This window comes from Herbaspirillum sp. RTI4, from assembly GCF_034313965.1.
Lineage (GTDB): Bacteria > Pseudomonadota > Gammaproteobacteria > Burkholderiales > Burkholderiaceae_D > Herbaspirillum.
Genome location: NZ_JAVIWQ010000002.1, coordinates 3,711,085 through 3,737,611 on the forward strand (window position 1 = coordinate 3,711,085; position 26,527 = coordinate 3,737,611).

A 26,527-nucleotide genomic window follows, 5' to 3' on the forward strand; every position below is an offset into this window, starting at 1 on the left:
ACGAATAAATCTGCCTTGGCCGCCCGCCTGTTACGCCAGGCGGGCGGCCATCTCACTCAAAAAATACACAGCGCGGCCCGCCCTCAGGCGGCCGGCTCCAGTGCCGCCAGCTTGGCTTTTAGGTTCCCGTCGAGATCGGCGATGCTGACGCCGAGCTTTTCGCATTCGACCTGGAGCTGCTGATAGAACGCGCCCTTGAGCGCCAGCAGGTCGAAGAAACTGCCCTGCTCGGCCACGCGGCCTTCACGCAGGTAGACGATCCAGTCGGCGTTGACGATATTGGTGATGCGGTGGGTGATGACGAGTACGGTCTTGCTGGCGGTGAGTTCGTCGACCCGGTCCAGGATTTCCTTCTCGGTGCCCACGTCCAGCGCCGAGGTGGCCTCGTCGAGCAGGAACACACCGCCGTTCTTGAGCAGCGCGCGCGCCAGCGCGACGCGCTGTCTCTGGCCGCCGGACATCTTGTCGCCGCTGCTGCCGACCTGTTCATCGAGCGTGCGCTCCGAATTGTCCAGCCACTCGTCCAGGCCGCCCGAACGCGCGGCGCTTTCGATCGCGGCGCGGTCGGCACCCCAGTTGCCGTAGGCGATGTTGTCGGCGATCGAGCCCTGGAACAGATCGGCGTTCTGCGCCACCACCGAGAATTCGGCGCGCAGCGAATCGGCCGTCAGTTCGCGCACATCGGTGCCGTTGACCAGGATTTCACCGGCGCTCTGCACGTAGTAGCGCAGCAGCAGATTGACCAGGGTCGACTTGCCGGCGCCGCTCTCACCCACCACCGCCACGGTCTGGCCGGAACGGATCTGGAAGCTGACGCCGTCCAGGGTTTTCTTGTCCTTGTTCGATTCATAGGAGAAGGACACATTGCGGAACTCGATGCTCGGCGCTGCCTTGGTCTGGAAGTCGCGCGCGTTGGCGCGCTGGTCCAGGCCGGACTGGGCATTGGTGAAGTCGATGATCTTCTCGCACTCGATCGAGTCGACATAGACTTGCTCCAGGCTCTTGCCCAGCGCGCGCAGCGGGCCGTTCATGGTGGTCGCGAACAGGGCTGCCAGCATCGCGTCCTGCGGCGCCAGCGCGCCCGACTGCCAGCCCAGCATCGCATACGCGCTGATGCCGGCCACGGCCAGGATGGCGATCAGATTATTGCGGAAACCGCACAGCACTTCCGTGCGGTGCAGGATCTGGAAAGCGTTCTTCTGCACGCTCAGCACTTCGCGCGCCTTGCCGACTTCGTACTCGACGTTGCCGAACTGGTGGGCGACGCGGTAGCGGCCGATCGCCGCCAGCAGGCCGCCGTAGGCGCCATAGGCGGCCGCCAGACGATTCTTGCTGGCATCACCCATGTGCGCCGCATTGAACGAGGCCGAGGCGACGTACAGGCACAGCGCGACCACGGCGATCAGGCCGGTCAGCGGATGGATGTAGAACAGGCCGATGAAGATCGCGCTCAGGTCCAGCACCGCCGGCACCAGTTCGCCATGCAGGGTCGGCACCACTTTTTCCACATTGGCGTAGACCGCCGTCAGCAGTTGCGGGAACTTGCCCGTTGGCGAGGAGATGTGCTCGTCGAGCTTCATGCCATAGGTGTTGCGCAGTAAATTTTCCAGCAGCGAGGTCTGGGTATCGGATCGCACCGAAGCGAGCAGATAGCCGCGCGCGATCGGCAACAGATTGACCGCGATGAAGATGGCGGCGATGGCGGCGGCCGTCTCCAGGCTCAGCTGAATCGGCGCGGCGGCGCCAGCGTCCAGCAAATGGCGCACCAGCAGGATGGGACCGCCGACCTTGATGAGCGAACTGAGCACGTCCAGTCCAAGAGCCAGCAGCAGCTTACTGATGTTGTCGCTTCCACTCCACAGGCAGGTGCGAACGAACTGGAACAATTTGATTAAACGATTAAGCATGTTTTTTCCTGAGATAAAAAAATAAAGAATGCCTTCGGTACTACGGTGCCTATGTCGCCAGCGCCCATAACTGATCGGCCAGCAATTTGTTGAGCACGCCGATCACCTGGCGCTCGCTCGATTCAATGAAAAAATGGTCGCCTTCGAACTCATGGATCCTGACCCTGGCCTGCGCTTCGTTTTGCCAGCCGACCAGGTCGTCGGTCAACACCGAGGTATCGCCGCGTCCATGCAGCGCCACCACCGGAAAACGCACCGGCGCGCCCTCGCGGCTGACATGCTGCTCGGCGATGCCGATGTCGGCCCGGAAACGCGGCAGCAGAAACTGCAACAATTCAGGGCTACTCATGACCTCGTCGCTGATGCCGCCATACTTCTCGCGCATCCTGGCGATGAAGGCGGCATCGGGCAGCAGGTGCAACTGCTCCCGGGCCGGCCGGCGGCGCGGCGCGCCGTGGCCGGACGCGACCAGAAAACGCGGTGCCAGGCCCTCGCGCCCGGCCAGTGCCCTGGCCAACTCGAAAGCAAACAAGGCGCCCAGGCTATGCCCGAACATCGCGTAGGGCTTGTCGGCGAACACGGCTCTGTATTGCAATAACTCGCTCACCATCGCCTCCAGGCTGGGCGCGAACGCCTCGCCATGGCGCGTCTCCCGGCCCGGCATCTGCACCGGAATCAGCTGCACCTGCGTGGACAGCGCGGCCGGCCAGGTCCGGTAGAAAGAGGCCGCCCCGCCGGCATGGTGAAAGCAGAACAGATTGAGCCTGGCGGCAGGGTTGTGGCGCTGGGGATTAAACCATTTCTCGCGATTCATTGCGCCGCCTCCTTCAGCACGCAGGCCTGAGCCGATGCGCACCCTTTTTCAAGCAGGTCCAGCAGCAGTCCTCTGATCAAATCGACGTCATCCAATATATCGTTGTGATGGCAAGCATCGAGATTGATCACCTGCAATTGTGTTGCAGGCGACTGCAGCAGCGTCTCGACATTGCTCGCCGCGACCGCGGTGGCATGGCCAAACAACTGCGTCAGACTGCCCGCAGCCAGTTCGGCATCGACCTCCATCGCCTTGAACAGAATGACCTCGGCATGTTCGAGCACACGCGACAGTTTGGCCGCCTCGAATTTCACCGCCAGCGCGATGTTCGGCAAGCTGCGCCGGATGTGGGTCGCAGGATACTGCTGGCTCTCCAGGAACATCAGGTAATCCGCCTCCAGTCCGGCGACATAGGCCGGATCGCTCTTCAACTGCGACAGATAGTGATCGTCGACGATGGTGTCGAGCAGGATCAGCTGGATATTCCTGCTGCCGCGCTGCTCCAGCTGCGCCGCCACCTCCATGGCGATGGTGCCGCCCAGCGACCAGCCCAGCAAACGTACGGTGGCGTCCGGATTCGATGCGGCCAACTCGTCTATACGAGCGAGATAATATGCTGACAATTCGCGCAAGTCCGCAATTTTATTGTCATGATTTAAATTAAATGAATCCACACCGTAGCAATGAAATTCAGCGCGCAAACTCCTGGCCAAATCCGTGTATACCTCGCAACCACCTATGTCCGGATGGAACATAAACAGGCGCTCTTTACCCTGCGCGTTATTCAAGTCAACAATCGCACGGTATTGACCGCGATGCGCGTCAATATAGTCGGCGAGCAAGCGGATCGACGCATGCTAATACAACACCGCCAGCGGCAATTCCATCTTGAACGCCGTGTTCAGCATGCTGGCCAGACGCAGCGCCGACAGACTGTTGCCGCCGGCATCGAAGAAGCTTTCGGACACGTCCATTCCGGTATTCCCCAGAATGTCATGGAAGGCCTGTGCGACCCGGCCTTCTGCCGCGCTGGCCCAGGCCGCATCGCTGACTGCCGGCTGCGCTTGCGGACTTGCTGTGGCGCTCGCCGTGGGCGCAGCAACGACACGCTGCGGCAAGGGAAGCCAGCACACCATCTGCTCGAACTGATAGGCCGGCAGCGGCGCCTGGCGGGCGCCGGCGGGAGTGCGCCAGATGCGTGCCGGATCGATCCCGTAACCGAGGCTCCACAATGCGCCCATCGCTTGACGGAAGCACTGCACATCGTCCGCCGCGGTAATCCCCCCACAAAAAAGTAAAGGCTTAACAATGGGGGGGGGATTACCCTCCGACTGCCAACCATGGGTGGTGTTTTTTCTGCGATCTCTGGCAGAGCAGGTTCGGCGATTGGAGAAAAAGGTAGAACGGGGAAAAATCGTGTTGGCGGCTTTGCCGGAACTGTCGTTGTAGATCGTCGAATCTGCACGAGAACACGGACGGATCACGATCGGTGACGCCATCAGGCTGACCGGCGCCAACCGCAATACCTTGAAGCAGCATTTTCGGAATTTGGTCGCGCGCGGTCATTTCAATCAGCAGGGAAGTGGGCGTGGTGTCTGGTACGAACTCAAGTGATGGGCATTTAATGTAATCGTCTTTCGCCCTGAATGGGAACTGCACACTTTAAATCGGGTGACTGTCAGATCGGATCGCGACTACTACTGCACCTTAGCCAATCCCACCACCGGCTACATACATGATTTGCCCAGTTATATAAGAGGCTTCTGGTGCGGCATAAAAGCAGATGGCTGCTGCGATTTCCTCAGCGCTGCCGAGCCGGTTCATTGGCGTGTCGCGCATGCTCTGCGTGTAGACCACGTCCATCCATTGTTTTTCCTGAAGAGAGAGGTTGTCAGAATTACGTGGCGTGACGCGCACACCATTGTCCAGCGCACCGGGAGAAACACAATTGATACGCACACCGGACTCACCCAGTTCCATGGCCATGCAAACAGTGGCTGCGTGTACACCGCCTTTAGAGGCAGAATACGGTACTCGATGCACTCCCCTGGTGGCGATTGATCCGACATTGACAATCGCGCCGTGCTGTTGCGCGCGCATGACTGGGATCACTTCGCGGCAACTCCAAAGCGTTGGCCAGAGAGATCGGGCAATTTCACTGGTCATTTCTTCAGCAGAATATTCCCAAAACGGCTTAGCCCAAATAGTGCCACCCACATTGTGTACCGAAACATCAATACGGCCGAAGCGAGCAATTGCTTGTCGCACCATTTCCTTGGCTCCATCGTGATGTTCCATGTCCAAGTTCAAGGCCAGCGCTACCCCACCGGCATTTTCGATCTCGGCCTTCACTTCGTTGCATGGGTCGGCCGCACGATCTACGAGAACCAATTGCGCTCCCTCATTAGCAAGTCGCAATGCCGTCGCCCGCCCCACACCCTGGCCCGCTCCTGTGACGATCGCGATCTGGCCGTCGAAACGCAGTGTGTGCCGTGTCGTTCCGACTTTTTGTCCCGGTTGATGCTGTTGGTTTTGCATAATCGTATTCATTCAAAAAGACGGATAAGCTGAATTACCCACCCTATTACCCATGACTTAGTGGCCTGAACATGCGGGATTTAATGCGCAGGGAGTAATTCACTATCTACGTTCTGTGATCGCGGGCGAATGATGGCAAGGCTAGCAGCAGCAATGAGCAACGGTCCGATGAGTGCCATGTAATAACCAGAAGGACCCCCATGTTCCAGAAACCAGCCACCGCTAGCCGAGCCGACAATGGCCCCGACACGGCCGGCGGCAATGGCCCAGCCGGTGGCAGTGGCGCGCAACGCAGTCGGATAGGTTTCTGCCACCATGTAGTTCAATACAATCTGTTGGCCGCCGATACCCAAGCCAGCAGCACCTGCGAGAATGAAGACTAGCGTCCAGTTAGTGCCACTATTGGCAAGTCCCGCGCTAATCACAATCCCTAGCAAAAACAGGCACAATAACAGCATGCGCGTATTAACTTTAGGCAGGATGCTTGCCAGCGGAATCGCGCAGATGACGAATACCGCGTTCACTGCCACGGTTCCCATGGGTGCCTGTGCAGCAGGCAATCCAGTCGCTTTAAGCACCGTCGGCAACCACGAAAGGAACATAAACCATGCGACCCAGTTAAACAGGTAAATCGTCCAAATAGCCACCGTATTCCGTGCCAAACCCTCCGCAAACAAGGACGACACGCGGGTCTTTATATCCTTTTCGGGCACGCTATACTGGGAGTCCTGTGAAATCGGCGTTTGCGTGATGCTAGTCAGGATGCGTGCAATTTTTTCCCTATCGCCTGATGCGTTGCGCCGTGCCATGAATTGCAGTGACTCAGGCAGCATAAACACGAGAGCTAACAACAAGAGCAGCGGCACCGCACCGCCGACTGCAAAAATGCCCTGCCAACCGATGACTGGCAACATTTTTGCTGCTAGCAATCCCCCCAAAATGGCCCCCGCCGGCAAGCCTAAAAGTACTGTGGTCATAATGGTTCCGCGCTTGCGGGCAGGACCATATTCAGCAGCCAGAGAAAGCACCACTGGCGTTGCACCGCCCATGCCCAAACCAGCGATGAAACGCAGTATCAGTATCTGATCCGTGCTCTGCGCAAAAGCGGTAGCCAGAGACGCGAAAGCGAATAACGCCACCGCACTCAATAGCGCAGGCCTTCTGCCGAATTTATCGCCCAACAAGCCGAGCGTCATCGCGCCCATTACCATTCCGGCAATACCTGCTGTCAATATCGGTGCCAGTGCACCGGCACCAAGGCCGAAGGCTTGGATGATAGACGGTCCTGTAAAGGCAATCGCCTGGGTATCGAAACCATCGAAAATGGCCACCAGAAAGCATAAAGTGAAAATACGCCATTGAAGCGGCGTTAATTGCGCCTTATCAATGAGGGAGGGAATAGAATGAATTTTAGCCATATCGTCTCTTTGAATTTATTAGTATGTAATGGAGACTGAATAGTAGGTTTGGCAAGTGAGGAACGTCCAATACTGTTTATGATCTGCCGCATACCTACTGGGTATAATCCAAGCAGGTTTTCGACAAGACTGCCGGGCCAACCAGTGCGGCACACAAAATCAAGACCTTGCAATTTTCGATCCCTTGCCATTGCAATGAGTTTAGGCAAGGGAGGACTCATGCGACCGTCCGTTGCGCTTGAAATGAAGCGGCGTGCAGTGCGCAAAGGGGTAAATCGCTTTCGCACGGCGAACCCGTGCGACTTCGGTTCAGTGCGGCATGGCATCGAACAAATTTCCAGAAAATTTTTTAACCGCAAACTTTATGTCGATTTCTGACTAAATTGGGGGAGCAGGTCATCTTCATCAAGTACTCTCCAGTCCGATTTTAAAGTAGGTAATCGGTGGACTTGACGAACGCCTGCGTAAAACCGAAGTGAATATTAAGTATCTTTTTGCCCTATATGAATAGGGCTTCGGGTGACTCAAATGATGCTTAACACACCATTGTTAGCCCGAACCTCTCGACTATATTTGGCCCGCTGCAGGTGAAGCGAATATTATTAACGCTAAGCAGATGATCCTGACCCGACTCACGCCGACAGGCCTTTACGTAAACGAGGAGGATTCACGTTTGCAATTGCTCGAACGATGCTAGCGCGTAGTTGAGCACGATCAGCAAGCTGCTTGTCTTCCCCAGTCTGACTGAGCCATTCCATAAACCGTTGAAGACCATGCCGGGTATTTGCCTCGTCACGACAGTTGTTGAGGAATGCAAACTGTACTTTCTGAATTGGATCCGCTACGAATATGCCAAAAGGTGCTGCCACTAAGGTCGCGTCAGGAAAACCGAGTAATTTGGCGGCCTGGCTCTCAGTCGCTGTTTTCTGACAAGCAATAATGTGGAGAGGGCCTCCGCGTTCCACATTAAGACTATCCGCCAGTTGGTGATCTCTAAGAAATGGCTGACCAACCAGTTCCCTCGCAGGTCCAACCGTCAGAGCAGCAGGAATCGCGTGCAACTCCACGAGGAGATCACGTTCATCCATTTTAATGATGAGTTTTCCTACATCATCGACGGAGCCGGTGCGGGCTAGAAGCGCATTTCTGAGGACTCCAATCATCTCTTTTTGTCGGGAACCAAAATCGAGGCGCGACCATTCAAGCGCGGCTCCGCTGTGGAACTTGCCCTTTGCTGCATCTCGAACTCCGGCCTGCGCAAGCGCAACAACACAGTCATGCAACGCCTCTTTGACCCGTGCCTTAAGCTCCTTTACAGTTGCTACACTGCCGCCACGAAAAAGATTTTGCTTGCCCAATTCTTCCTGAAATTTTTTATTACAGATTCCTTCCGCATCCTCCGTTATCGCTATTTTTTCGAGAGCAATCAGTCTAACCTTGGCAGGAGCAATGGAAAGACCCGTCACCATCTCCGCGTGGCATATCCCGATATCCCCAGCGCTTTTAACCCGCCCCGCGGAACCATTGCTGATGACGAGAAGGATATCGCAATCTTTTACCGCTTGAATGCAAACATCCCAGGAATCCAAAGAACCTCCCGCTGGAGGCGCGTCTTCATTAATCCACACATCAAATGCTTTTTTACCTGCAATCTCCATGCTTTGAATCTCCTTTTTCAAAGCAATCCGGATATCCGTTAATGTCGTACTCTCTCCAGTTGGAAAATTGTCGCGACATTTACTGGAAAGCATTACACGAAGCTTGGATGAATTAGCCATGATCAGTTTGCATCTTTCAGAATAACCGAAGGTAGGAACCCAAATATAGATGAAACCTGTGATTTTCTTCGTAATGGATCGTCGTTATTAAAGGTGTAGAAACTGCGGTAGAAATTTTCCAAATGCACCCAATTCAATATGAGATACCTGCTCCGAAATAGCGACGGGCTCTACCCTCGCCATGCGCGATGGCTAACCCACTATCAATCAGCTACGCGATGTCGCGGGCGTCTATTCAAGAATTCAACCAGCATCACTCCATTTCCGGATAACTGAATACTATTGAATCAATCAGCCGTGGATGACATGGCCTGATTGACTAAGTTCTGTGCACGATATTAACCACCAATAATGGAACGACGCCATCTTTCATCCACGCGTCACTACTTAATACGAGGGAAGCCCGTAATTTAAAGTGGAGGTTTATTCAAAATCGGGAGTTTGTCAGTGAGTTTAGCTCGTCGATGCGGGTTTACGAGATGCCACCGGTATCACATGGGTGTGAAACCCAACGCAGCGCGAAAGCGATTCTTAACAAATACCCCGTCACGAGGAGGTAGCGCTCGCGGCAGCTCCTCAGCATGCACGAATACTTGCGCCAACAGAGAACCCTCACGTTTATTGATGAGAATAGCCAATGCTGTCAGATCGCCCGGCTGGCAGACCGCAACAACATTTTCAATGCCACAGCCGCGTGCCACGGCAGCCATATCGGTTCCCAGACTGGTGTGGCTGCGCTGCATGCCGGTTTCGCCAAAGTGACCGTTGTCGATCACGATCACATTCAGGTTGGAAGGATGTTGCGCACCGATAGTGGCCAGTACCCCGAGACCCATTAGTTGCTCCCCGTCGCCGGTAATAACCAGGACCGTTTTGGTCGGTTGCGCAAGGGCGATGCCCAAACCAACGGCGGCGGCACCGCCCATGGCACCCCAGAGGTAAAAGTTTTCAGGGCGGTCACCGGCGGCAAACACGTCATAGGATGCGGAACCCAAACCAGTCACCACCAGTGCGCCCGGGCAGGCTGCGATTAGGTTTTTGACAAAGTCGCGGCGGTCGATGTTAGCGCTTTTGCGGGTATTTTCAGGATGCTTCATTTTTGACCTTCCCATTTCTTTTTACCGATCAGGCGCTGGCCCAACAGCACGACCACCGATTCTCCACCTTCGAAGGCCGCATCAAAACCAGCGGACACAGTGGACTCAACTTCTTCCGGGCGATCCGCGCGCAAGACGGTGATGCCCATCAGTTCGATGGCAGCTTGCGTCGCCTTGCCCATCGGCGATTGCCACTGGTTGAATTCAGCCCATTCCCCGCGCATGGTGACGATGGCAAAAAATGGGAAACGGCAATTTGAAATCAGCGAAAACATATTGATGCAGTTGCCCACGCCACTGCTTTGCATCAGCAGTGCAGCGCGCTGACCGCCCAGCCATGCGCCACAAACCGTTGCCACGCCCTCTTCTTCCGTAGTCAGCACGATGCCACGCATGTCTGGATCGGCATGCACACGATTGATGACGTGCGAATGGCCGGCATCAGGCACATATGCCACCTGGCGCACGCCGCCCTCTTTGAGAATGGAAAAAATAGCCTCGCGCCAAGCGGGCTGTGCTTCCGTTGATGTAGTGCCAGAACTGTTCATAAAATGAAATTCCCCGATCGATGAGCTTGAGGAGGTATAGTAGGGCGCACCAAAAGCGGCCGTCCAATACTGAAATCTGTTTAGCCAATCAGTTTTCGGCATAGCAGGAAAACCAGCCCGTTGCCTTGGTAATACCGCCATTCAGACAGCGATGAAGTCAGTCGTTCATAAGAAAAATCAGGGAGAGTTTTTTTGGATGTCAAACAGTTGCGTGCTTTGCTCGCGATTGCTGAAACCGGCAGCGTGACGCGCGCTGCAGAGTTATTGCATATCGTGCAGCCAGCCGTCTCGCGCCAATTGCGCTTGCTGGAAGAGGACATGGGCACTATGTTGTTTGCGCGCGGACGACGCGGCATGGAGTTGACTGCGGCGGGACATATCCTCGCCATTCATGCCCGTCGCGCGCTGCAGGAACTGGATCAGGCCAAGGCTGAAATCGTCCCGGCACCCGGCGCGGTCAGTGGCTCAGTTACCATCGGTCTATTGCCTAGCACCGGCGACCTGCTGGCAGCGACGTTGGTCACTTCGCTGAAGAAAAAATATCCGCAACTGACCGTTAATATTTCCATCGGCTATGCCGGTTACCTGCAGCAATGGCTGGAGGATGGTGATGTTGATGTCGCGCTGCTGTACGACCCCAAGCCTTCGGCCGTGCTGGAAGTGCAAGCCTTGCTGGATGAAACCCTTTACTTGATCGGCTTACCCGACTGCAACCTCTCTGCAGGCGAAGCAATCGCTTTGCATGACATCGCTGAACTGCCGTTAATCTTACCCAGCCAGCCGCACGGTTTGCGCCTGCTGCTGGACCACGCTTGCGCGATGGCCAATATCCATCTATCGGTAGTGGCCGAAACCAATGCGATGAATGTGCAAAAAAATCTGGTTTATAGCGGCCTCGGTTTCACGATCCTGCCAGGCGTAGCTGTGTCTGACGATGTCGCAGTCGGCCGTCTGGTTGCCATCCCTGTTACCAAACCGGCTCTGCAACGAAAAATCGTGCTGGCCCTACCCCTGACGCGACGCGCGTCGATCGCGGTGCGCTGTGCTGTCACCGAATTGCGCGAACTGATCAAAGACAAGATCATGCAGGGTGCTTGGTCTGGCGCAACTTGGCTGGCAGATTGATTCAGCAGCTTACCGACGATGGAATGCATGAAAGCGACGGCGTTATGGTTCGTCGATTCCCATCCGTCCTGAACACTCGTCGCCACAACTGCAATTTCTTGTGCACCCTCTGAATACGACAAACCACCAAAATATCGGAGGTTTGTCGATCGCCTGGGCGCGTTAGCGTAGTGGTGGTTTTCTGCTATGGATTATTTCCAGTAAGCGCACTTCGACTCTGCCTTACTCATGTACGCCTGGTCACCCGGAATCGTTTGTACGATTTTGGCGTAATCCCATGGATACTTGGATTCCGCCGGTGTCTTCACTTGCATCAGGAACATGTCATGCACCATGCGGCCGTCCGGACGGATCGTACCGTTGGTCGCGAAAAAGTCATTGATCTTGTGCTCGCGCATATAGGCCATGACCTTGTCGGCATCGGTACCGACTGCCTTGACGGCGTTGAGGTAGTTGGCCACCGAGGATGCGTCGCCGGCTTGCAACGAAGATGGCATCCTCTTGGTCTTTTCAAAGAAACGGCGCGACCATGCGCGCGAGGCGTCGGTACGGTCCCAGTAAAAGCCGTCAGTGAAATACAAACCCTGACTCTGTTGCAGACCCAGTGCGTGGATATCGCTGATGAACATCAGGATACCGGCTAGTTTCATCGTCTTGGAAATGCCAAATTCCTGCGCACCCTTGATGGCGTTGACCAGATCGTTACCGCCGGTGGCCAGGCCCAACACTTGCGCTTTCGATGCCTGGGCTTGCAGAAGAAACGAAGAGAAATCGGATGCTGACAATGGATGCTTCACTGCGCCCAGCACGGTGCCGCCATTGGCGCGCACGGTGTCAGCCGTATCTTTTTCCAGAGAATTACCGAATGCCACGTCAGCCGTCAGAAAGTACCAACTTTTACCACCCTGCTTGGTCATCGCCGTCCCAGTGCCACGCGCCACCGACATTGTGTCGTAGGTGTACTGCACAGTGTAAGGATTGCAGTCCTCATTGGTCAGGCGCGTCGTACCGCTGCCCGGCGAGAGAAAAACGCGCCTCTTGTCCATCGCAATTTTTGCAATCGCCAGACTGGCGGAGGAATTGGTGCCACCGACGATGACGTCGTAGCCGGCGTCATACCATTCGCGCGCTTTGCTGGCGGCGATATCGGCCTTGTTCTGGTGATCGATGAAGGTCAGTTCGATTTTCTTGCCATTGACGGCACCACCGGCATCCGCGATCGCCATCTTGATGGCTTCTACCCCGCCAGGGCCATCCAGATCGGCGTACACGCCGGAAATGTCGGTGATGAAACCGATACGGATGGTATCGCCGGCTGCAGATACGCGGCCGACGAACGTCAACGCCAGACTGGCTGCAATTGCACTGGTTAATACTTTCAATTTCACATTCATGTCTTCTCCACTCATTATTGGTTTTATCCTGCATCGCCAGTCTCTCGTACAACTGCGAGAATGACAATCAGGCTTTCTCGAACAGGGCCTCAGTCTATTTAAAAGACCAACAGCTAGGGCCTGTTGACAATTAATTTATGAGAGGTGTTTCTCCCAGAAAGTGTGTCTGGGCCCTGCCAGTCTATTGCGACGAGTTGAAGCATTGCCTGACATGGCACGAATGTCCAATCATCGATTGTGATTGAGGTATGCGTAATTGCTATACATGCCAACCGGATTGAGACCACAATGAACTCCCCAGAAAAATACAGGCATGCGCAAATGTGATGGTTCAATCACAATCAGTCATTAGACGGGCGAGTACTACCGTGCAATGCTGGTGATCAATTTCACATCGGACACCGGGGCTAGTGTCCGTTTTTCATTCCAGCAGCAATCAAACAAAGGCAAGTGATGACTCAGTACAAAAATCTGATCGCTGGCGAATGGGTCGCCGGCACCACAGAAGTCAAGAACATCAATCCATCAGATACCGATGACGTCATCGGCACCGCCTCCTACGCGAGTGTGAAACAGGTCGCCGATGCCATTGCCGCCGCGCGCGCCGCATTGCCGAAGTGGAATGTCGGCACCACGCAATTGCGCTCGGACGCCCTGTCCGCCATTTCCAATGAATTATTTTCCCGCCGCGAAGAACTGGGCGAACTGCTGGCGCGTGAGGAAGGAAAGACTCGCGCAGAAGCCATTGGTGAAGTCGGCCGTGCCGCCAACATCTTTCGCTTCTTCTCCGGCGAAGTACTGCGCATGCGCGGGGAAACACTGGCCTCCGTGCGCCCCGGCATTGATGTCACCATCACCCGTGATCCGGTCGGCGTCATCGGTGTGATCACACCCTGGAATTTCCCGATTGCGATCCCGGCCTGGAAAATCGCACCCGCATTAGCGTTCGGTAATGCCGTCGTATTCAAGCCGTCAGAACTGACACCTGGCTCGGCATGGGCGCTGGCCGATATCATTTCACGTTCGGGCGTGCCGGCCGGCGTATTTAACCTGGTGCATGGCACTGGCGCCCTAGTTGGCGATGCCATCTTGTCAGGTGTCGATGCGATTACCTTTACCGGTTCGATCAAGACTGGTCGCCAGATCGTGCAGCGCGCAACAGAGCGCATGATTCACGTACAGGCTGAAATGGGTGGCAAAAATCCGCTGATCGTTCTGGATGACGCTGACTTCGACATCGCAGTCAATTGTGCTGTCGACGGCTCGTTCTTCCAGACCGGCCAGCGCTGCACCGCATCGAGCCGACTGATCGTTACCGAAGGCATCCATGACCGTTTCGTCCATGCCGTAGCAGAACGCTTGGGCAAGATCATGACCGATCATGCACTCAAGGCTGGCACACAAGTTGGCCCGGTAGTCGACCAGCGTCAACTGGACCAAGATCTGCGCTACATCGATATCGGCGTGAGCGAAGGCGCAAAGGTACTGGTCAAGGGCGAGCTGCTCAAGCGCCCGACGCCTGGCCACTTCCTGTCTCCCACACTATTTACCGAAAGCACCAACCAAATGCAGATCAACCGCGAAGAAATTTTCGGGCCGGTTGCCGCCGTGATCCGCGCCAAAAATTACGAAGAAGCGCTGCATATCGCCAACGACACCCCGTTTGGCCTGTCCGCCGGCATATGCACCACCTCGCAAAAGCATGCACGCCACTTCCAGCAGCATTCGGAAGCCGGCCTGACGATGCTCAACCTGGCCACTGCTGGGCTTGACTATCACGTCCCGTTCGGCGGCCGCAAGGCTTCCAGCTACGGTCCACGTGAGCAAGGCACGTATGCGCTGGAGTTTTATACCATCGTCAAGACTTCCTATCTGAGCGTTTAATCGCTTTCCACACTTTCGAAACAAACACGCAGCCCGTACTATCAATGCGACCGGTTCATTACCGGCGCACACCTCATCACACATAAAACTTCAGGAGACAGCATGAGTAACGACAAATCCCCCCTCAAGGTCGGCTTCATCGGACTGGGTCGCATGGGCTGCGGCATGGCATCCAACCTGGTACGCAAGGGCTTTTCGCTGAAGGTATTCGACCTCAACACCAAGGCCGTCGGCCAACTGATAGAGTTGGGAGCGATTGCTGCCAAGGACGTAGCGGACGCATCGTCTGATGTCGACGTCATCATTACCATGCTACCCAATACCGCCGTCGTGCTGGAACTGATTGGCGGCATCAATGGCGTGCTAGCCAATGCAAAAGCGGGCGCGATTGTCATGGACATGAGTACGGTCGAACCGGAAGCCACCGACCAACTGGCTGCTGCTGCATTGGCACAGGGCAAGTCCTTCGTTGATGCACCGGTAGGCCGACTGGCCAGCCACGCAGATCGCGGCGAATCGCTGTTCATGGTGGGTGGCACCGAAGCCGATTTCGCCAAGGTCACCCCCTTGCTCGAAGCCATGGGTACCACCATCCACCATTGCGGCGTAACCGGCACGGGCACCCGCACCAAGATCGTCAATAACTACCTGGCTGTCGTGTCGTGCCAATTGAATGCCGAAGCGCTGACACTGTCGCAACGCTTCGGTCTGTCGCTGGAAAAAACCCTAGACGTGATTTACGGCACCACCGCAACCAATGGTCAGCTCAAGATTGCATGGCCGGACAAAGTTCTGAAGGGCGACATCGCGCCTGGCTTCACCATCGATCTGGCACACAAGGATTTAACCCTGATCGTGGGTGCTGCCAACAGCGCCAAGTCACCGATGCCTATCGGCGCGGCAGCACGGGAAGCCTTCAGCACAGCCCGCGCACGTGGTTTCGGCGGCAACGACTTCTCCGCCATGGTCGACGTCCTATGCGAGCTGTCGAACACTGAAAAGCCTCGTCTGAAAAAATAAGCGGTAACCCGCAGACAATATGACGTTGACCATGTTGACACCGAAACGGCGGCTACCATGACTTAATACAGGCAGCCGTTGCTGCTTATGGCGAGTTATTCAATTGCTATAGCCATTTCACTGCGGCAGTCTGGACTGCAAGTAACCAAAGGCAATTCCGCCGATGGGCACCCTTCTCAGACACATAGTTGATGAACTGCGTGTTGCCCTAAACGTGAGCGCGTTGGTGTTACCGATTACGGGCAGACGCAGAGTTTAGTATGGGAGACCACATTGTCAAGAAGCGCTATTCCAGTGATCGTGTGGAACAGCGGCTCAAGTAGCGAGCTTGTCGGCAGCTTTGCCAAAGCTGTCAAATACACTTTTACATAACTTGATTTGTAAATTGAAAAACAGTTTTTAATATGTACTTAACAAAAAAAGGCCGTGAGCTGTTCACAACTTGAGTTCCAAATTCTGGACTGAGGGCAGATCACCGAACCGGTATTAACTCAAACCAACCAGCATCCATAATTTCCGGTGCGGTTCAATGCGTATATACCCGCGTTCATGATCGACTTCAATGGGCGTTTCGCCAGGCCATCGCGCAATGACTTTGATGCTAACCGACACACCAAAAACCCGCGCCATCATACCTCTTGTGCTGCGACGTAGAACCAGCCTTGTCATCTCGGAATGTAGGTGAATTCGGGTAGCTAAAGCTGATTCGGAATGACTCATTGAAGGCTTCGATTTATGACGAAATCAATTACAAAAACGCTGTTTTTTTCTTTTATTTCAAAGCGGAATTTAGTAAAATAAAGTATGTTTTTCCACAAGAAAAACTACGCTATTTTCTTCTGAAATGCGTCTTCCTCGAGTTCGAATTTCTGACTATTCCGTCCAACGATACCTACATTTTCCAAGCACTGCTTCAGGCAACGCAATATTCACTCAGCAGTAGTCAAAGGCCATCGAAGCAAATACGAACTTCATTGAACGCGAGAAGTAAGACGATCTCCAGCGCGTAACTGAACAAGTGGCGATGGGACACCATCTTCAGTTCGGCGCAAGCTCAGAAGAGATGCTGAATCAAGCTTTTCTATTCGATGAAGCAGGCGCATTGGAGCAATCGAACCCTAAATTAGAAGATATGGTGCCGGTATCGTCCCAGACGCCGTCGACAAATCAAGAAGTCTCTCTAAAAGTAGGCGACTCGCGGCAAATTCAGCCTCGTTTACCGCCTGATTTCCCACGCTGCGGCCAAAGCCGAAAGCGTCGATGTATGCACAACACTGCGATGTTCAAAATCGGGGCAGTTGTTGGTGCATAGACGCAAAAGCGACGATTAAAACAGGGGAATTCAACCGAAGTGATTATTTTTTAAGAGTAGGTTTGAAGGTATAGATATTTTTACGAAAAAATATAACAGCCTATAAATATTCCAATGAGATGGTAGAGAAATATTATTATAAAAATAAAAATCAGAATTTATTATTTGATTAACTATATCGCGAATATCTGTGCAGCCATATTAATTATTAACAAGTCAACACTATAAATATCAATGGGAAAATATGATGCAATATTTCTGGCCAAGTCTTGTCAATAAATATAATCTCGGCGAAATCATGATCAGTCCAATTGATAATGATAAAAAAATAACTTCGTTACTGGGGAGCAACGATGAATTTGATTGGTATATTAACTATATTGGTAGTCGCCATTGGCGATGCCTGAATGCTCATGATGCGAGGGTTTTCCAAATTGAAAGTCCTGGGAATGTCTCTGTCGCCTGGCTTTCGTGGCTAGGACACAGAGGGTGTCGTTGGCATTGCGTCAATCATTTTCCGTTATCTGGCCCTACGATTTTGGCGTCTCATGATGTGGCCTTACAAGATGTTATTGATCGCTATCAAATTGAATGGAAGTATCCATCTTCTCTTGAGATACGTTCGAAGCGATCTTCGTAAAGAATGGCGAATTGGTTCGTCGCTATATTCAATCGAGCGCAGCACGGCTCCAGTCTGCGATGATATTGCTCAGAGCCAGCCAGATCAGTTTGGTTGCTGCTTCATCGCTGGGGAAATTTCTTCTGGTCTTGATGATTTTGCGCAATCGGGCATTGACACTTTTAATCGAATTGGTCGTGTAAATCACCAGCCGCACCGCTGGTGGAAAGGCAAAGAACGGAATCATGTTGCTCCACGCCCGTCGCCAACTCGCGACGACGGTAGGGAATTTCTGTCCCCACGGGCCACTTTCAAATGCGTTTAATTCGGCTTCAGTCGCCTCGGCGCTCGCGGCCGTATAGATGGGCTTGATGGCATCGGCAAGCTGTTTCCGATCTTTCCAGCTGGCGTAGTCGAAGCTATTACGAATCAGATATACGATGCTGGTTTGCAGCGTGGTCGCTGGATAAATGGAATCAAGGGCTTAGGCCATGCCCTTAAACCAATCGGTAACGGCAATCAGAATGTCGTGGGTGTCGTCGGACAACACTGCCAGAGCAGATACACCGCCTTGTTGTGCGCAACGCTGTCCTGGCGAATCTTGACACGCAGCGCGTCGAAGAAAGCCACCGGACACATCGGTTCCAGCGGACGCGATTAATAACTGCGATTCATGAATTCCATGTACACGTGATGTAAATGGTAAGCGGCGTCCAATCACCGCCTAGACATCTAACCTCGGATCCACAACGATGGTTTCCGCTATTTTCTAGTGGGCACCATGGCTTACCTACTGCTCGAAACCAAACTCCCTAAGCGGATCCAAAACGCCATGCCTTTACAGTCACTCAAAAGAAGTCCAATCATTTGATTAATAATGATTCCACATATATTTTTGATAAATATTGTCTGACTTTTCTCCTCCCATTTTCTTTGAAATGAAAATAGTTTGGCGCAAGTCTAAGTGATTCAGCTATCTGCTGAGATTATCTTAATTTTCAAATTGTGATGATCGAACTCGAATAAATTCTGAAATTGGCGCATATGAATGGTTCTGGCAGAATGTATTTATTTCCGAAATAATTTTGCTTGTCAGATTATTTACTCGATTAATGTTGTCACGACTATGAACATATTCTCGGTTGCAAACTGGCTTAAATTTCGCCAAAATATATTTTTCAATATCCGAGACTAAACTACTAGCTTCCAATTGATTAAGCCCATCAAATCTTAAAAGAATAAAATCAAATTTTGAAAGGATTTTAATATTATTATAATTATTAAATTCATTCCAGTTTTCATCAGCAAATCTTACTCGATTCTTAGATGTGACGACCCCAGTATCTCTGAATCGACGTAGATCGTGGTCGTAAGTATGTTGGAGACTTTCTCTAAGAGAGTTATTGCCAATCACTTCACCTAAACGCCTCAATTTTTCCTCCGGATTGTTTGACTCACCAAAACCAACCCGATATCCTCGCAAAGTAATTGTTTCAATATGCCTCAGCCAGCGATCCACAAAAATATCACCATTCAATGGCTGATATTTTCCAACGTAAATAACCTGCGAATTAAAGGAAATAAAATATATTCCGGGTCCTGTTAAATTTTGGCAACACACAAATTTTAAATTGAATGGCGAATTTAAACCTAAAATTTGTTCGACAGATATAATTTTTTCGATATCAATATTTGATTTTTCCATATTTCTTTAACGATTCCAGGGTTTTTTTGAACGAAGTTTAATGCACTTAGACTTTTTTCTATACTTAAAATGCCATATCCTATTTTGATGGATGCAGTGCTGTAAAACCATGATGTTTCTGAATACTTCGCCACGCAGTGCCCAATAGCAAAGGGGATAGGTCAATTCCACGAGACGCTGGGTCACCTTACATCAATGTTGGCCCCCAATTAGCTAAGTGGATAACCAAGTCATGCCCGTGAGCGACACCTGCCACGTCGCAGACCATGGCGATGACATGGTCGATGGCCTGGTTGCTGTGATTGGCACCCAACCACCAACCTGAGCCGCACCTGATTTTGCGGAGGCGCCACACGTTGATGTGGGCCGCAGTCGAAACGATTGCGTCTGTAGTAGTTCAGACTTCCCTCTGGAGGGGAGCGGTATGCAAACAAATACACTACCATCAAATCATTTCAAAGGAACCCTGCGGGAGGGTTCTCATCGCCTGAATCCTGCTTGCGCTTGGCCTTCCTCGACGATGGTTTGATGCTCTGCCGCCCGAATAACCGGCTGCGTCGCAACCACGACGGGCATGGCATTCAGAGCAATCTGCATCTGGCGGAACAGGCTACTCACCGATGATGCCAAATAGTCGTCATAACCTACGACATCCAGCGTTTTGGCGACCGTCGATGAATCGATGAAGCGCCTCATTTGATCTTTGAATTCTGGACTCTTGACGATCTGCGGGATTTGCTGGATCGCACACTCCAACAGCACCAAGTAATCCACCACACCATAATCCTTGATCTTGATGACCACGAGCTTCGGAACAAGCTTGGCTTGGCGCGACGCCATCCACGCCAGGTCCCAAATATCGCGGTGCCAAATCTTGGCCGAGTCGAGACCCACCTGTCGTCCTTCATTATCCAAAAGCGATGTCGGGAAGGCCAGTATCTTGTCTGCCATAATTTCATCAAGCGACTCGGCATTGACTATCACCGTGGGCATGCAGCCCAAGACCTCATAGTTAACTTTTAGCGGGACCAGCTCGCGAGTGTATGCCGGAATATTCGCGATCTCCAGCTTGATCTTCTGTCTCGGCATTGCAGGATTCTCGGGCGATGTCTGAATCGAAAGCCACCACTTGTCGACTCGGACATGCTTGATCACGCCCTGGCCCACTTTGGCCGGCTTGTTGTTGAACAAGACTTGCAGGCCGAAACGCTCTCCAATGCGCTTCTCGATGCACTCCTTGATTTTCTGCATACTCTCGGAGGAGAAATTCACGCCGCCGGCAAAGTCGAGATCCTCGCTGAATCGATCCGATCCACGGCACAAGCGCAGCGAGGTACCGCCTTGGAACACCAGATTTTTGAGAAGCCCCTCGGCATCCAATGCTTGAAATATCTCATAATGCAGCAGCTCCTTCTCCACTACAGGTCGCATTGCAGACAGCCCCGGATTGGCCATGACCAAGTCGACCAGCTCGCAAAATCCTCCGGATCTTCACTCATGCTTCTTCTCCTTGCAACTGGTCTTCGAATTCACTTCGATTGATCATGTTGGCGATGCGCCCGGCACGCAAGAGGTCGCGGACGGTAGCCTGCTTAGTGGCGATGCGAAGCGGCCTACCCTTGGCCAACATCGTATGCTTGATGATCTCCGCGAGCCCACGTTTGGTGTGCGTGAACTCGATTGTCCCGAAAGGGGTGTCAACCACGCCGCTCTTCCCCTGTCGTCATCACGATCATCCGGTTAATCGAAATTTGGGAGATTACTCTATACTCGGACAGAATCGACTCCAGGCTGACGTAGGAAAGATAGCCTGGACGCAAGGGCTTGGCGATCTCCTCTGCAACCCAGCGGTTTTTGCTCGTCGCGGCCGGGTCAGATAGAGACCCTTGGTCACCCGCTGCAGAAGGCCGTCGGCAACCATCCGCTGCAATGACTTCTCTGTCACCTTCTCGCCTTCTTCGGGGAAAATTTTCTCAATGTCGCGCCGAGCCATGACATGTACCCCACGCCGATCGAGCTCTGCGAGCTTCCGAATTAGTTAGATTTTCTTCATCAAGTATTCTGCAACCCGATCTTCAGCTAGAGAATCGGTTGACTTAGTGCAATGCTATGCAAAACCGGATTCAATGTTAAGTAATCTATTACCCTATATATTAGTAGGGCAATAGATTACTTAAATGTCGCACAACACTTCATTATTTGCGCCAACATCTTGGCTATGTTTGGCCTGCTGATGCAGGGGCGAACATTGTTAACCTCGATTAGGCGATACCGACCCCACTTAAGCCGACAGGCGTGTCAATCAGCAGCAAAGTGGCCGCGGTGTTTTGGACGAACTCAAGTGATGCAAGTGCTGAGTGTTTAATGTAATCCTCTTGCGCCCTGACAGGAAACTGCACACGTCAAACCGGATAATAGTCAAATCAGGTCGCGACAACTGCAATAATGCCAGCATCCATTTCTATCACCAACGCTTCCGCTTGACCCAAAAATAATTCATAAGCTGCTGTATCCTCCCAGGCTTGCGTAATCAGATCTTCAAATAAAGTAGAAATCAGTTTGTAATGTGTGAGGTCTGTGAGCTGGTCGCGGACAATCCGCTGGCGAATGTTGCTGATAATGCCTTGGGCAATCGCATTCTTCGAGAGCAGACCCTTCGGGTTAAGCTTTTGAGCAATGGCATTCCGAATCCCTATTGAGGGAATCAGTTCCATGAATGCGGTCGAGCGCAGGTCGCCAAGATCAATCGCGGCGTCGCGCTGAATGTAGAGGTGGATGAGATGGGGCATGTCAGCTTCATAGCTAGGCAGGTCAACTTCAGCGGGATAAAGCTCCGGCTGTTCTCCCAAATGTATTTTGATCGCGGTCCAGATAGCGCAGTAAAACGCCATCCCTTTCGCAAGGGCCACCACGTCCAGCCTGTCGTACCCGACCTCCTCCAAATTTTGAACAATAGCGACGTAAGTGCGAAGACAACTGGCCATCGATTGATTGAATACAATTCTCCGGGACTCGGTTTCAAGAAGCGCTTCCTGATGACGCGCATCGCCGCAGAAATACAGCAGATACTGCTCGATCTCACGCGGTTCGGGCACCGACTTGCTTGTATGAAGCAGGGCTTTACGAGCGGCGTCAAACTGCGCCCTGCCTTCGGTTTTCCAATCGAGCAGAGTGACTTTGCCATCGCCCTTGCCGTCGTCCCCATCAAGTTCGGTTGAGGTGCAAACGGTGAAGGATTCGGGCTGTTGGATCCGCTCCTGTGCCGCCTTCATACCTAAGAATTGATGCAGCCTGGCCTCCTTCTTCTGACCTGCATAAAAGAGGATGAAATGACGGATCAGTTCCAGTAGGCGGTTTTTTTCAAACATTTGCATCAGTGGTTTGTCCAGCAAAGTGCTACCTGCAAGCGGCTCACAACCGGTCGGGCTTTCTTTCCAGTCGACGAAAAATTTCTCCGGGGTGCCAATCGTGCCGTAGCGCAGTCCTTGCGTATCACTAGCGCTCACCACTAATTGCACGGTGCTGAAAAAGTGTTTGCTCCTCGCTGTTTTCTGATGGACGATGAGCTGGCGTATTCCCTCCGTCATCTCTACCGCGCTGCGCTTAAATTCCATCACTACGATGGCGATGCCATTCAAATACATGACCAGGTCAAGTTGCTGCTCGGGTCTGCCGCACAAGCTGACGTCCTCGGCCACCGCAAAATCGTTATGAAGCGCATTCTGCCAATCGACGAGATGTACCGTTTCATATCCCTGCCCAGCTGTCATCTGCACTCGAACACCTTCGCGCAGCAGTTGGTAGATGCGTAAGTTGGCTTGATAGACGCTGGTCTCGTCGCCTTCGGCGGTCAAGGCAGAGCTGTCCGCAGCGACCATCAGCGTTTGCAGGGTGGCCGAAATATGTGCGTCGGAATAGCCTCTTTTTTCCAGGTTTTGACGCAAGTATTCCGGCTCAATTGGGCGATTATTATCGCGTGCGCTCCAGTTCCCGAGAGAGTGGTAGCCAAGACCACCAGCCTGCGTCACCGCAGTGAACAGAGCGGCAATGCGGTGCGGGGTCTTGTACGCTGCGTGGGCTTGCTCGGGCATTGTTGTCTCGCTATCAAATAGAGGTAGATTTTTGTGGGAGGGATTGCCATTTGCATGTAAATTTAGCCGAACGCGGCCATTCTTTCCGGCCCAACATGGCCGCGGCACAAGCGCTTGTTCTCTCTTGCTATGCCATTGTCATCATTCACGTTGAACGAATGACGCTCATGATTTTGTAAAACTATTTTGTCGGAATGTCGGGTCAGTTCACATCATCCAGATAAATTTTCATGAGTCATTCTCTCAATCGCGGTCAGTGCGTCTAAAGCACCTAATGGCAATCCGACATCGCTTTCTCGGGGCACGTCGCATTCGTCAGGATTGATTCGGATTAAATATCCCCCTTGCTGCTGAATAATCCGTTCGCTGAAATTGCGTACAGTTTTGATTGCCGACCCTGCGCCAATCTCTATCACTACGGGATTCTTCATGGCCTGCCGCCATAGCTGCTGCTGGCTGAATTGCACTGCGTTCCTCGCATCATTCCAGGCCCAGTCGTCAAACATCAAGATATTCGGTCGCGCCAGAGCGCCACAATGCATACATACCGGCGCTGCATTTGTTAACTGGCAGGTGTCCATATCAAACTCCGGCAAAAATTCGTCTGCACTCCGAATGTCATCGCTGCAGTTAGCGACACATTGCAAAAATGAATAGAACCGTGGCACTCGTGCACCCGATCTGGATCGAACCCTGCCCTCTGAAAATGACCATCAACATTACTGGTAAATACGCCATATCCTCCCACTATTTTTTCACCCAAGGTCCGCAAAATATCGAAACCGACGTGGGGGCGGGTTTGCCGGTAAAGCGCCAGACGATGACCATAAAAGCCCCAAGCACGGATAGGTGCCGATTGAAATGAACGACCAGAAGCCGCCGCATAAAAATCGATGCCTGATTTCTCCAATGCAGGGTAGGCCTTCCAAAACCCATTTTTGCCACGAAAATCGGGCAGTCCGGAATCGATGCCCATGCCAGCGCCGGCAGCGATAATCAAACTGTCAGCCTGTCCGATCAATTTGACTGCCCGCCGGAGTTGTCCATCCAATTCTTGAACTGGCATAAAAGATATTTCCATTCTCGGAAATAATTCCCGACCTGAATGTATGACGGAACAGCAGTTACCACGCGCTACTTGGATGCAAGTGCCACCAGAGACGATCTGCCAAATCTATGCACACACGCATCAAGGTGCTGGTCTGCGACCGCTTCTGCATTTGGCTGGCAGCTCGCCGACTCAACAAGGGCCGCTTTGTCTGGGGCAATGACCGCTTGAATACGCCGATGCTGATTTGGGGATAGGGGTAATCAGCACGGTCACTCACTTTACATTGGGATACTTTGAAGGGGGAAGGTTAAATGAGGCAAGGTGCTAGAAAATGTAAAAATAATGCTGAAAATTTCCCAGCGAGGGTTCAACTCGGGGCCTAGTTCCTTCACTGTACTTTATGGCTTTGATTTATCAGGCGATTGATTTTTTCAGCGGAGGGCGACGGTTTTTTTATCTTTGCTACCCTCCCCCACTTTTTTATTGATCCACCATTTCTGCCCATGCTAAAGGCGTAACGTCCAATGCCCGATTCTTCCATATTTCGTGAATGCGAAGCACCTCGTCTACGATAACAATGGCCAATTCTTGTTGCGTAATTTGTGGTTTGGCCGCCACCGCATCGGCCCCCGCATTAGTGGCCAATTTCCACAGATCTAAATCTGCGGAAGAATCCGCCGTCACAATTCTTTCTATTTCTTTGTACATGCGTCCAAGCTCTTTTGCATGGACGGTGGACAAGATGGCGTCTACCCCGACGCGATCGGCGAATGCCTCTTGCGTCGGCTGATCGACTGAAATAAGCATCGCACCCGCTCGCGTCCAACTCTGTCCCGTGAACGCAGAATGGACACGAAATGAACGCTCGCCATTTTGCAATTCCATTTTATAGTTTTTGATATTTTCAACACTTTCTATGCAGTGTGCTTTAGCCCTGTTAGTCCATCTTTTATGTATGCGAATAACCTCGTCTATGATCACTACTGCCAATTCACTTCTTGAAATTTCGGGATCGGCAGCCACTGCATTTGCGCCTGCCTCAGTGGCCTTACCCCACATTTCATATTTACTAAAATAATTTTCAGCAGTTATTTTTATAATCAACTTATATAGTCGTCCGATTCCCCGTGCATGCTGGGTACATAAGATAGCGTCTTCGCCCACGCGATGTGCGAATTGATCCTGCGTCTCTTGATCTGACGATATCACCATCGCATCTGCCCCACCCCAACTTTGACCGCGGCGGTGGTCGAACACCAATAAGAAACGTTCGTCCTGCAGCACAGACACTTTCAGAATTTCTAGTTGCGCAATGCTTTCCATGCAGGTAGTTACGAATTCCACTGTACACATCCCTTCTTCTATGAATCGTGATAAATGCGGGTGGTGCGCCGCTGACTTTATCTTCAGCGGCGAAGGGACTGTAACAGTACCACCAAGCCAGCAACGGCGGTAAATGGTGCGGGGTCAGTAAGTGGCACGAATTTCACGAAAGTAATTCGGCTCTGTCTTGCTGCCTTCAGAGACGATCAGAATGCGGTGGTAACTTGCGCGCCGTCCTTGCTTACGTTCAAGCTGTTTTTGTTGCCGCTCTTTTGGGGATTGATCACGGGCCATCAGTGTTTCAACCCTCAGGTATCTCCTGCGAGATTTGTCGGTTTTACTGCTCACATCCGCACGCTGGGCGACCAACAACAAACGCCGCTGAAGCATCCCTTTAGGAATAATCCGCAAACGCTTGTCGAACTTTACCGATCCACATATACTGTGTTTTTGTACAGTATAAATTATGGATATCCCTCGTCCTCTTTCGTCTTTCCCCTTGGCGCTGACCTTGTTCGATGCCGCCGTTTGCGCCGGTTTTCCTTCGCCGGCGGCCGACTTTGCGCAGCAACGCATCAATCTGAACGACTACTTGCTGCTGAACGAACAGGCGTCCTTCATGTTTCGTGTCAGTGGCGATTCCATGTGTGGCATTGGCATTTATAGCGGCGATATCCTGATTGTTGATCGCTCCATCGTATCTGCGCATAACCATATCGTGCTGGCCATCGTCGATGAGGAATTCACGGTCAAGCGTCTGTTCCGCCGTGGCGCGGTGTTGAAGTTGTTGCCAGAGAACCCGGCCTTCTCCGCCATCGAATTCAAAGAAGGGCAGGAACTTCGTATTTGGGGTGTGGTGACCTTCAACTTGCACCGGCTCTTGAATGTGTGAGGGAAAGCTCA

General features: G+C 52.6%; 25 protein-coding genes and 1 pseudogene. 7 read left to right on the forward strand and 19 right to left on the reverse strand.

Going from position 1 to position 26,527, the window contains the following annotated elements:
• Nucleotides 1-83: 83 nt before the first annotated feature.
• From RGU70_RS16510 to RGU70_RS16525, 4 genes are read right to left on the reverse strand one after another with little or no spacing between them, the layout of a single operon-like run.
• Nucleotides 84-1,907: an ABC transporter ATP-binding protein gene (locus RGU70_RS16510; RefSeq protein ID WP_322210468.1), complete on the reverse strand. Its 1,824-nt coding sequence runs from the start codon at nt 1,905-1,907 to the stop codon at nt 84-86.
• 49 nt (nt 1,908-1,956) lie between these two features.
• A complete protein-coding gene (locus tag RGU70_RS16515; protein WP_322210469.1) occupies nt 1,957-2,721 on the reverse strand; it encodes a thioesterase II family protein in 765 nt (254 codons plus the stop codon).
• Nucleotides 2,718-3,563 (reverse strand): thioesterase domain-containing protein, encoded by an 846-nt coding sequence (locus RGU70_RS16520; protein ID WP_322210470.1) that lies wholly within the window; start codon nt 3,561-3,563, stop codon nt 2,718-2,720. Before RGU70_RS16520 ends, RGU70_RS16515 begins: the two co-directional genes overlap by 4 nt.
• Before the next feature lie 15 nt (nt 3,564-3,578).
• Nucleotides 3,579-4,220, reverse strand: a complete 642-nt coding sequence (locus RGU70_RS16525; RefSeq protein WP_322210471.1) for an acyl carrier protein — start codon at nt 4,218-4,220, stop codon at nt 3,579-3,581.
• A 4-nt stretch (nt 4,221-4,224) separates the two neighbouring features.
• Between RGU70_RS16525 and RGU70_RS16530 the strand changes: the two genes are divergently transcribed.
• Nucleotides 4,225-4,335 carry a hypothetical protein gene (locus tag RGU70_RS16530; protein WP_322210838.1) on the forward strand — a complete coding sequence of 37 codons (111 nt, stop codon included), beginning with the start codon at nt 4,225-4,227 and terminating at the stop codon, nt 4,333-4,335.
• 93 nt (nt 4,336-4,428) lie between these two features.
• Here the strand turns inward: RGU70_RS16530 and RGU70_RS16535 are convergent, their stop codons facing one another.
• From RGU70_RS16535 to RGU70_RS16560, 5 genes are all read right to left on the reverse strand, one after another.
• The gene (locus RGU70_RS16535; RefSeq protein WP_322210472.1) at nt 4,429-5,259 is read right to left on the reverse strand and encodes a 1,6-dihydroxycyclohexa-2,4-diene-1-carboxylate dehydrogenase; all 831 of its coding nucleotides are present in this window, start codon (nt 5,257-5,259) and stop codon (nt 4,429-4,431) included.
• 80 nt (nt 5,260-5,339) lie between these two features.
• Nucleotides 5,340-6,677 carry an MFS transporter gene (locus RGU70_RS16540; protein ID WP_322210473.1) on the reverse strand — a complete coding sequence of 446 codons (1,338 nt, stop codon included), beginning with the start codon at nt 6,675-6,677 and terminating at the stop codon, nt 5,340-5,342.
• Nucleotides 6,678-7,309: 632 nt separating this feature from the next.
• Nucleotides 7,310-8,455, reverse strand: coding sequence for a hypothetical protein (locus tag RGU70_RS16550; RefSeq protein ID WP_322210474.1), 1,146 nt, complete (start codon nt 8,453-8,455; stop codon nt 7,310-7,312).
• A 491-nt stretch (nt 8,456-8,946) separates the two neighbouring features.
• Nucleotides 8,947-9,552 (reverse strand): thiamine pyrophosphate-dependent enzyme, encoded by a 606-nt coding sequence (locus RGU70_RS16555; RefSeq protein WP_322210475.1) that lies wholly within the window; start codon nt 9,550-9,552, stop codon nt 8,947-8,949.
• Nucleotides 9,549-10,100, reverse strand: a complete 552-nt coding sequence (locus tag RGU70_RS16560) for a thiamine pyrophosphate-binding protein (protein ID WP_322210476.1) — start codon at nt 10,098-10,100, stop codon at nt 9,549-9,551. The genes RGU70_RS16555 and RGU70_RS16560 overlap by 4 nt, the downstream gene beginning before the upstream one ends.
• Before the next feature lie 192 nt (nt 10,101-10,292).
• On the opposite strand from RGU70_RS16560, the gene RGU70_RS16565 reads away from it, so the two are divergent.
• Nucleotides 10,293-11,225 carry a LysR substrate-binding domain-containing protein gene (locus RGU70_RS16565; protein ID WP_322210477.1) on the forward strand — a complete coding sequence of 311 codons (933 nt, stop codon included), beginning with the start codon at nt 10,293-10,295 and terminating at the stop codon, nt 11,223-11,225.
• A gap of 191 nt (nt 11,226-11,416) precedes the next feature.
• Here RGU70_RS16565 and RGU70_RS16570 read toward each other — a convergent pair whose 3' ends face one another.
• Nucleotides 11,417-12,619, reverse strand: coding sequence for an ABC transporter substrate-binding protein (locus tag RGU70_RS16570; RefSeq protein WP_322210478.1), 1,203 nt, complete (start codon nt 12,617-12,619; stop codon nt 11,417-11,419).
• Nucleotides 12,620-13,072: 453 nt separating this feature from the next.
• Here RGU70_RS16570 and RGU70_RS16575 point away from each other — a divergent pair, with 453 nt between their 5' ends.
• The 3 genes from RGU70_RS16575 to RGU70_RS16585 all read left to right on the forward strand — a co-directional run bounded on the left by RGU70_RS16575 (nt 13,073) and on the right by RGU70_RS16585 (nt 17,475).
• Nucleotides 13,073-14,503: an aldehyde dehydrogenase family protein gene (locus RGU70_RS16575; RefSeq protein ID WP_322210479.1), complete on the forward strand. Its 1,431-nt coding sequence runs from the start codon at nt 13,073-13,075 to the stop codon at nt 14,501-14,503.
• Between the two features lie 102 nt (nt 14,504-14,605).
• The gene (locus RGU70_RS16580) at nt 14,606-15,523 is read left to right on the forward strand and encodes an NAD(P)-dependent oxidoreductase (protein WP_322210480.1); all 918 of its coding nucleotides are present in this window, start codon (nt 14,606-14,608) and stop codon (nt 15,521-15,523) included.
• A 1,556-nt stretch (nt 15,524-17,079) separates the two neighbouring features.
• The gene (locus RGU70_RS16585; protein ID WP_322210853.1) at nt 17,080-17,475 is read left to right on the forward strand and encodes a hypothetical protein; all 396 of its coding nucleotides are present in this window, start codon (nt 17,080-17,082) and stop codon (nt 17,473-17,475) included.
• On the opposite strand, the pseudogene RGU70_RS16590 reads toward RGU70_RS16585, so the two are convergent.
• The 7 genes and pseudogenes from RGU70_RS16590 to RGU70_RS16625 all read right to left on the reverse strand — a co-directional run.
• Nucleotides 17,418-18,111 (reverse strand): annotated as a pseudogene (locus RGU70_RS16590) (transposase); the annotation flags it as partial. The gene RGU70_RS16585 and the pseudogene RGU70_RS16590 sit on opposite strands and share 58 nt — an antisense overlap.
• Before the next feature lie 334 nt (nt 18,112-18,445).
• Nucleotides 18,446-19,159, reverse strand: a complete 714-nt coding sequence (locus tag RGU70_RS16595) for a hypothetical protein (RefSeq protein WP_322210481.1) — start codon at nt 19,157-19,159, stop codon at nt 18,446-18,448.
• Nucleotides 19,160-19,639: 480 nt separating this feature from the next.
• Nucleotides 19,640-20,614 carry a nucleotidyl transferase AbiEii/AbiGii toxin family protein gene (locus RGU70_RS16600; protein ID WP_322210482.1) on the reverse strand — a complete coding sequence of 325 codons (975 nt, stop codon included), beginning with the start codon at nt 20,612-20,614 and terminating at the stop codon, nt 19,640-19,642.
• A gap of 40 nt (nt 20,615-20,654) precedes the next feature.
• Nucleotides 20,655-20,864 (reverse strand): hypothetical protein, encoded by a 210-nt coding sequence (locus RGU70_RS16605; protein ID WP_322210483.1) that lies wholly within the window; start codon nt 20,862-20,864, stop codon nt 20,655-20,657.
• Nucleotides 20,865-21,582: 718 nt separating this feature from the next.
• Nucleotides 21,583-23,250 (reverse strand): type I restriction endonuclease, encoded by a 1,668-nt coding sequence (locus RGU70_RS16615; RefSeq protein WP_322210484.1) that lies wholly within the window; start codon nt 23,248-23,250, stop codon nt 21,583-21,585.
• A gap of 212 nt (nt 23,251-23,462) precedes the next feature.
• Complete coding sequence (locus RGU70_RS16620; protein ID WP_322210485.1) at nt 23,463-23,831, reverse strand: hypothetical protein; 369 nt, start codon at nt 23,829-23,831, stop codon at nt 23,463-23,465.
• Nucleotides 23,813-24,316, reverse strand: coding sequence for an SIR2 family NAD-dependent protein deacylase (locus tag RGU70_RS16625; RefSeq protein WP_322210486.1), 504 nt, complete (start codon nt 24,314-24,316; stop codon nt 23,813-23,815). The genes RGU70_RS16620 and RGU70_RS16625 overlap by 19 nt, the downstream gene beginning before the upstream one ends.
• 110 nt (nt 24,317-24,426) lie before the next feature.
• Between RGU70_RS16625 and tnpB the strand changes: the two genes are divergently transcribed.
• Nucleotides 24,427-24,555: an IS66 family insertion sequence element accessory protein TnpB gene (gene tnpB / locus RGU70_RS17700; RefSeq protein ID WP_416186538.1), complete on the forward strand. Its 129-nt coding sequence runs from the start codon at nt 24,427-24,429 to the stop codon at nt 24,553-24,555.
• Nucleotides 24,556-24,781: 226 nt separating this feature from the next.
• Here the strand turns inward: tnpB and RGU70_RS16630 are convergent, their stop codons facing one another.
• Together RGU70_RS16630 and RGU70_RS16635 are read right to left on the reverse strand one after the other, a co-directional pair.
• A complete protein-coding gene (locus tag RGU70_RS16630; RefSeq protein ID WP_322210487.1) occupies nt 24,782-25,645 on the reverse strand; it encodes a hypothetical protein in 864 nt (287 codons plus the stop codon).
• Between the two features lie 123 nt (nt 25,646-25,768).
• Nucleotides 25,769-26,014 (reverse strand): hypothetical protein, encoded by a 246-nt coding sequence (locus RGU70_RS16635; protein ID WP_322210488.1) that lies wholly within the window; start codon nt 26,012-26,014, stop codon nt 25,769-25,771.
• Nucleotides 26,015-26,090: 76 nt separating this feature from the next.
• Here RGU70_RS16635 and RGU70_RS16640 point away from each other — a divergent pair, with 76 nt between their 5' ends.
• A complete protein-coding gene (locus RGU70_RS16640; protein ID WP_322210489.1) occupies nt 26,091-26,516 on the forward strand; it encodes a translesion error-prone DNA polymerase V autoproteolytic subunit in 426 nt (141 codons plus the stop codon).
• Nucleotides 26,517-26,527 lie beyond the last annotated feature (11 nt).

What these genes read in the sequence shown, in the direction of transcription:
- RGU70_RS16510 (WP_322210468.1), bottom strand. Translation starts at nt 1,907, where the DNA reads ATGCTTAATCGTTTAATCAAATTGTTCCAGTTCGTTCGCACCTGCCTG.
- RGU70_RS16515 (WP_322210469.1), bottom strand. Translation starts at nt 2,721, where the DNA reads ATGAATCGCGAGAAATGGTTTAATCCCCAGCGCCACAACCCTGCCGCC.
- RGU70_RS16525 (WP_322210471.1), bottom strand. Translation starts at nt 4,220, where the DNA reads ATGGCGTCACCGATCGTGATCCGTCCGTGTTCTCGTGCAGATTCGACG.
- RGU70_RS16535 (WP_322210472.1), bottom strand. Translation starts at nt 5,259, where the DNA reads ATGCAAAACCAACAGCATCAACCGGGACAAAAAGTCGGAACGACACGG.
- RGU70_RS16540 (WP_322210473.1), bottom strand. Translation starts at nt 6,677, where the DNA reads ATGGCTAAAATTCATTCTATTCCCTCCCTCATTGATAAGGCGCAATTA.
- RGU70_RS16550 (WP_322210474.1), bottom strand. Translation starts at nt 8,455, where the DNA reads ATGGCTAATTCATCCAAGCTTCGTGTAATGCTTTCCAGTAAATGTCGC.
- RGU70_RS16555 (WP_322210475.1), bottom strand. Translation starts at nt 9,552, where the DNA reads ATGAAGCATCCTGAAAATACCCGCAAAAGCGCTAACATCGACCGCCGC.
- RGU70_RS16560 (WP_322210476.1), bottom strand. Translation starts at nt 10,100, where the DNA reads ATGAACAGTTCTGGCACTACATCAACGGAAGCACAGCCCGCTTGGCGC.
- RGU70_RS16570 (WP_322210478.1), bottom strand. Translation starts at nt 12,619, where the DNA reads ATGAATGTGAAATTGAAAGTATTAACCAGTGCAATTGCAGCCAGTCTG.
- RGU70_RS16575 (WP_322210479.1), top strand. Translation starts at nt 13,073, where the DNA reads ATGACTCAGTACAAAAATCTGATCGCTGGCGAATGGGTCGCCGGCACC.
- RGU70_RS16580 (WP_322210480.1), top strand. Translation starts at nt 14,606, where the DNA reads ATGAGTAACGACAAATCCCCCCTCAAGGTCGGCTTCATCGGACTGGGT.
- RGU70_RS16585 (WP_322210853.1), top strand. Translation starts at nt 17,080, where the DNA reads ATGATGCAATATTTCTGGCCAAGTCTTGTCAATAAATATAATCTCGGC.
- RGU70_RS16595 (WP_322210481.1), bottom strand. Translation starts at nt 19,159, where the DNA reads ATGGAAAAATCAAATATTGATATCGAAAAAATTATATCTGTCGAACAA.
- RGU70_RS16600 (WP_322210482.1), bottom strand. Translation starts at nt 20,614, where the DNA reads ATGGCCAATCCGGGGCTGTCTGCAATGCGACCTGTAGTGGAGAAGGAG.
- RGU70_RS16615 (WP_322210484.1), bottom strand. Translation starts at nt 23,250, where the DNA reads ATGCCCGAGCAAGCCCACGCAGCGTACAAGACCCCGCACCGCATTGCC.
- RGU70_RS16620 (WP_322210485.1), bottom strand. Translation starts at nt 23,831, where the DNA reads ATGGACACCTGCCAGTTAACAAATGCAGCGCCGGTATGTATGCATTGT.
- RGU70_RS16625 (WP_322210486.1), bottom strand. Translation starts at nt 24,316, where the DNA reads ATGCCAGTTCAAGAATTGGATGGACAACTCCGGCGGGCAGTCAAATTG.
- tnpB (WP_416186538.1), top strand. Translation starts at nt 24,427, where the DNA reads ATGCACACACGCATCAAGGTGCTGGTCTGCGACCGCTTCTGCATTTGG.
- RGU70_RS16635 (WP_322210488.1), bottom strand. Translation starts at nt 26,014, where the DNA reads ATGCTTCAGCGGCGTTTGTTGTTGGTCGCCCAGCGTGCGGATGTGAGC.
- RGU70_RS16640 (WP_322210489.1), top strand. Translation starts at nt 26,091, where the DNA reads ATGGATATCCCTCGTCCTCTTTCGTCTTTCCCCTTGGCGCTGACCTTG.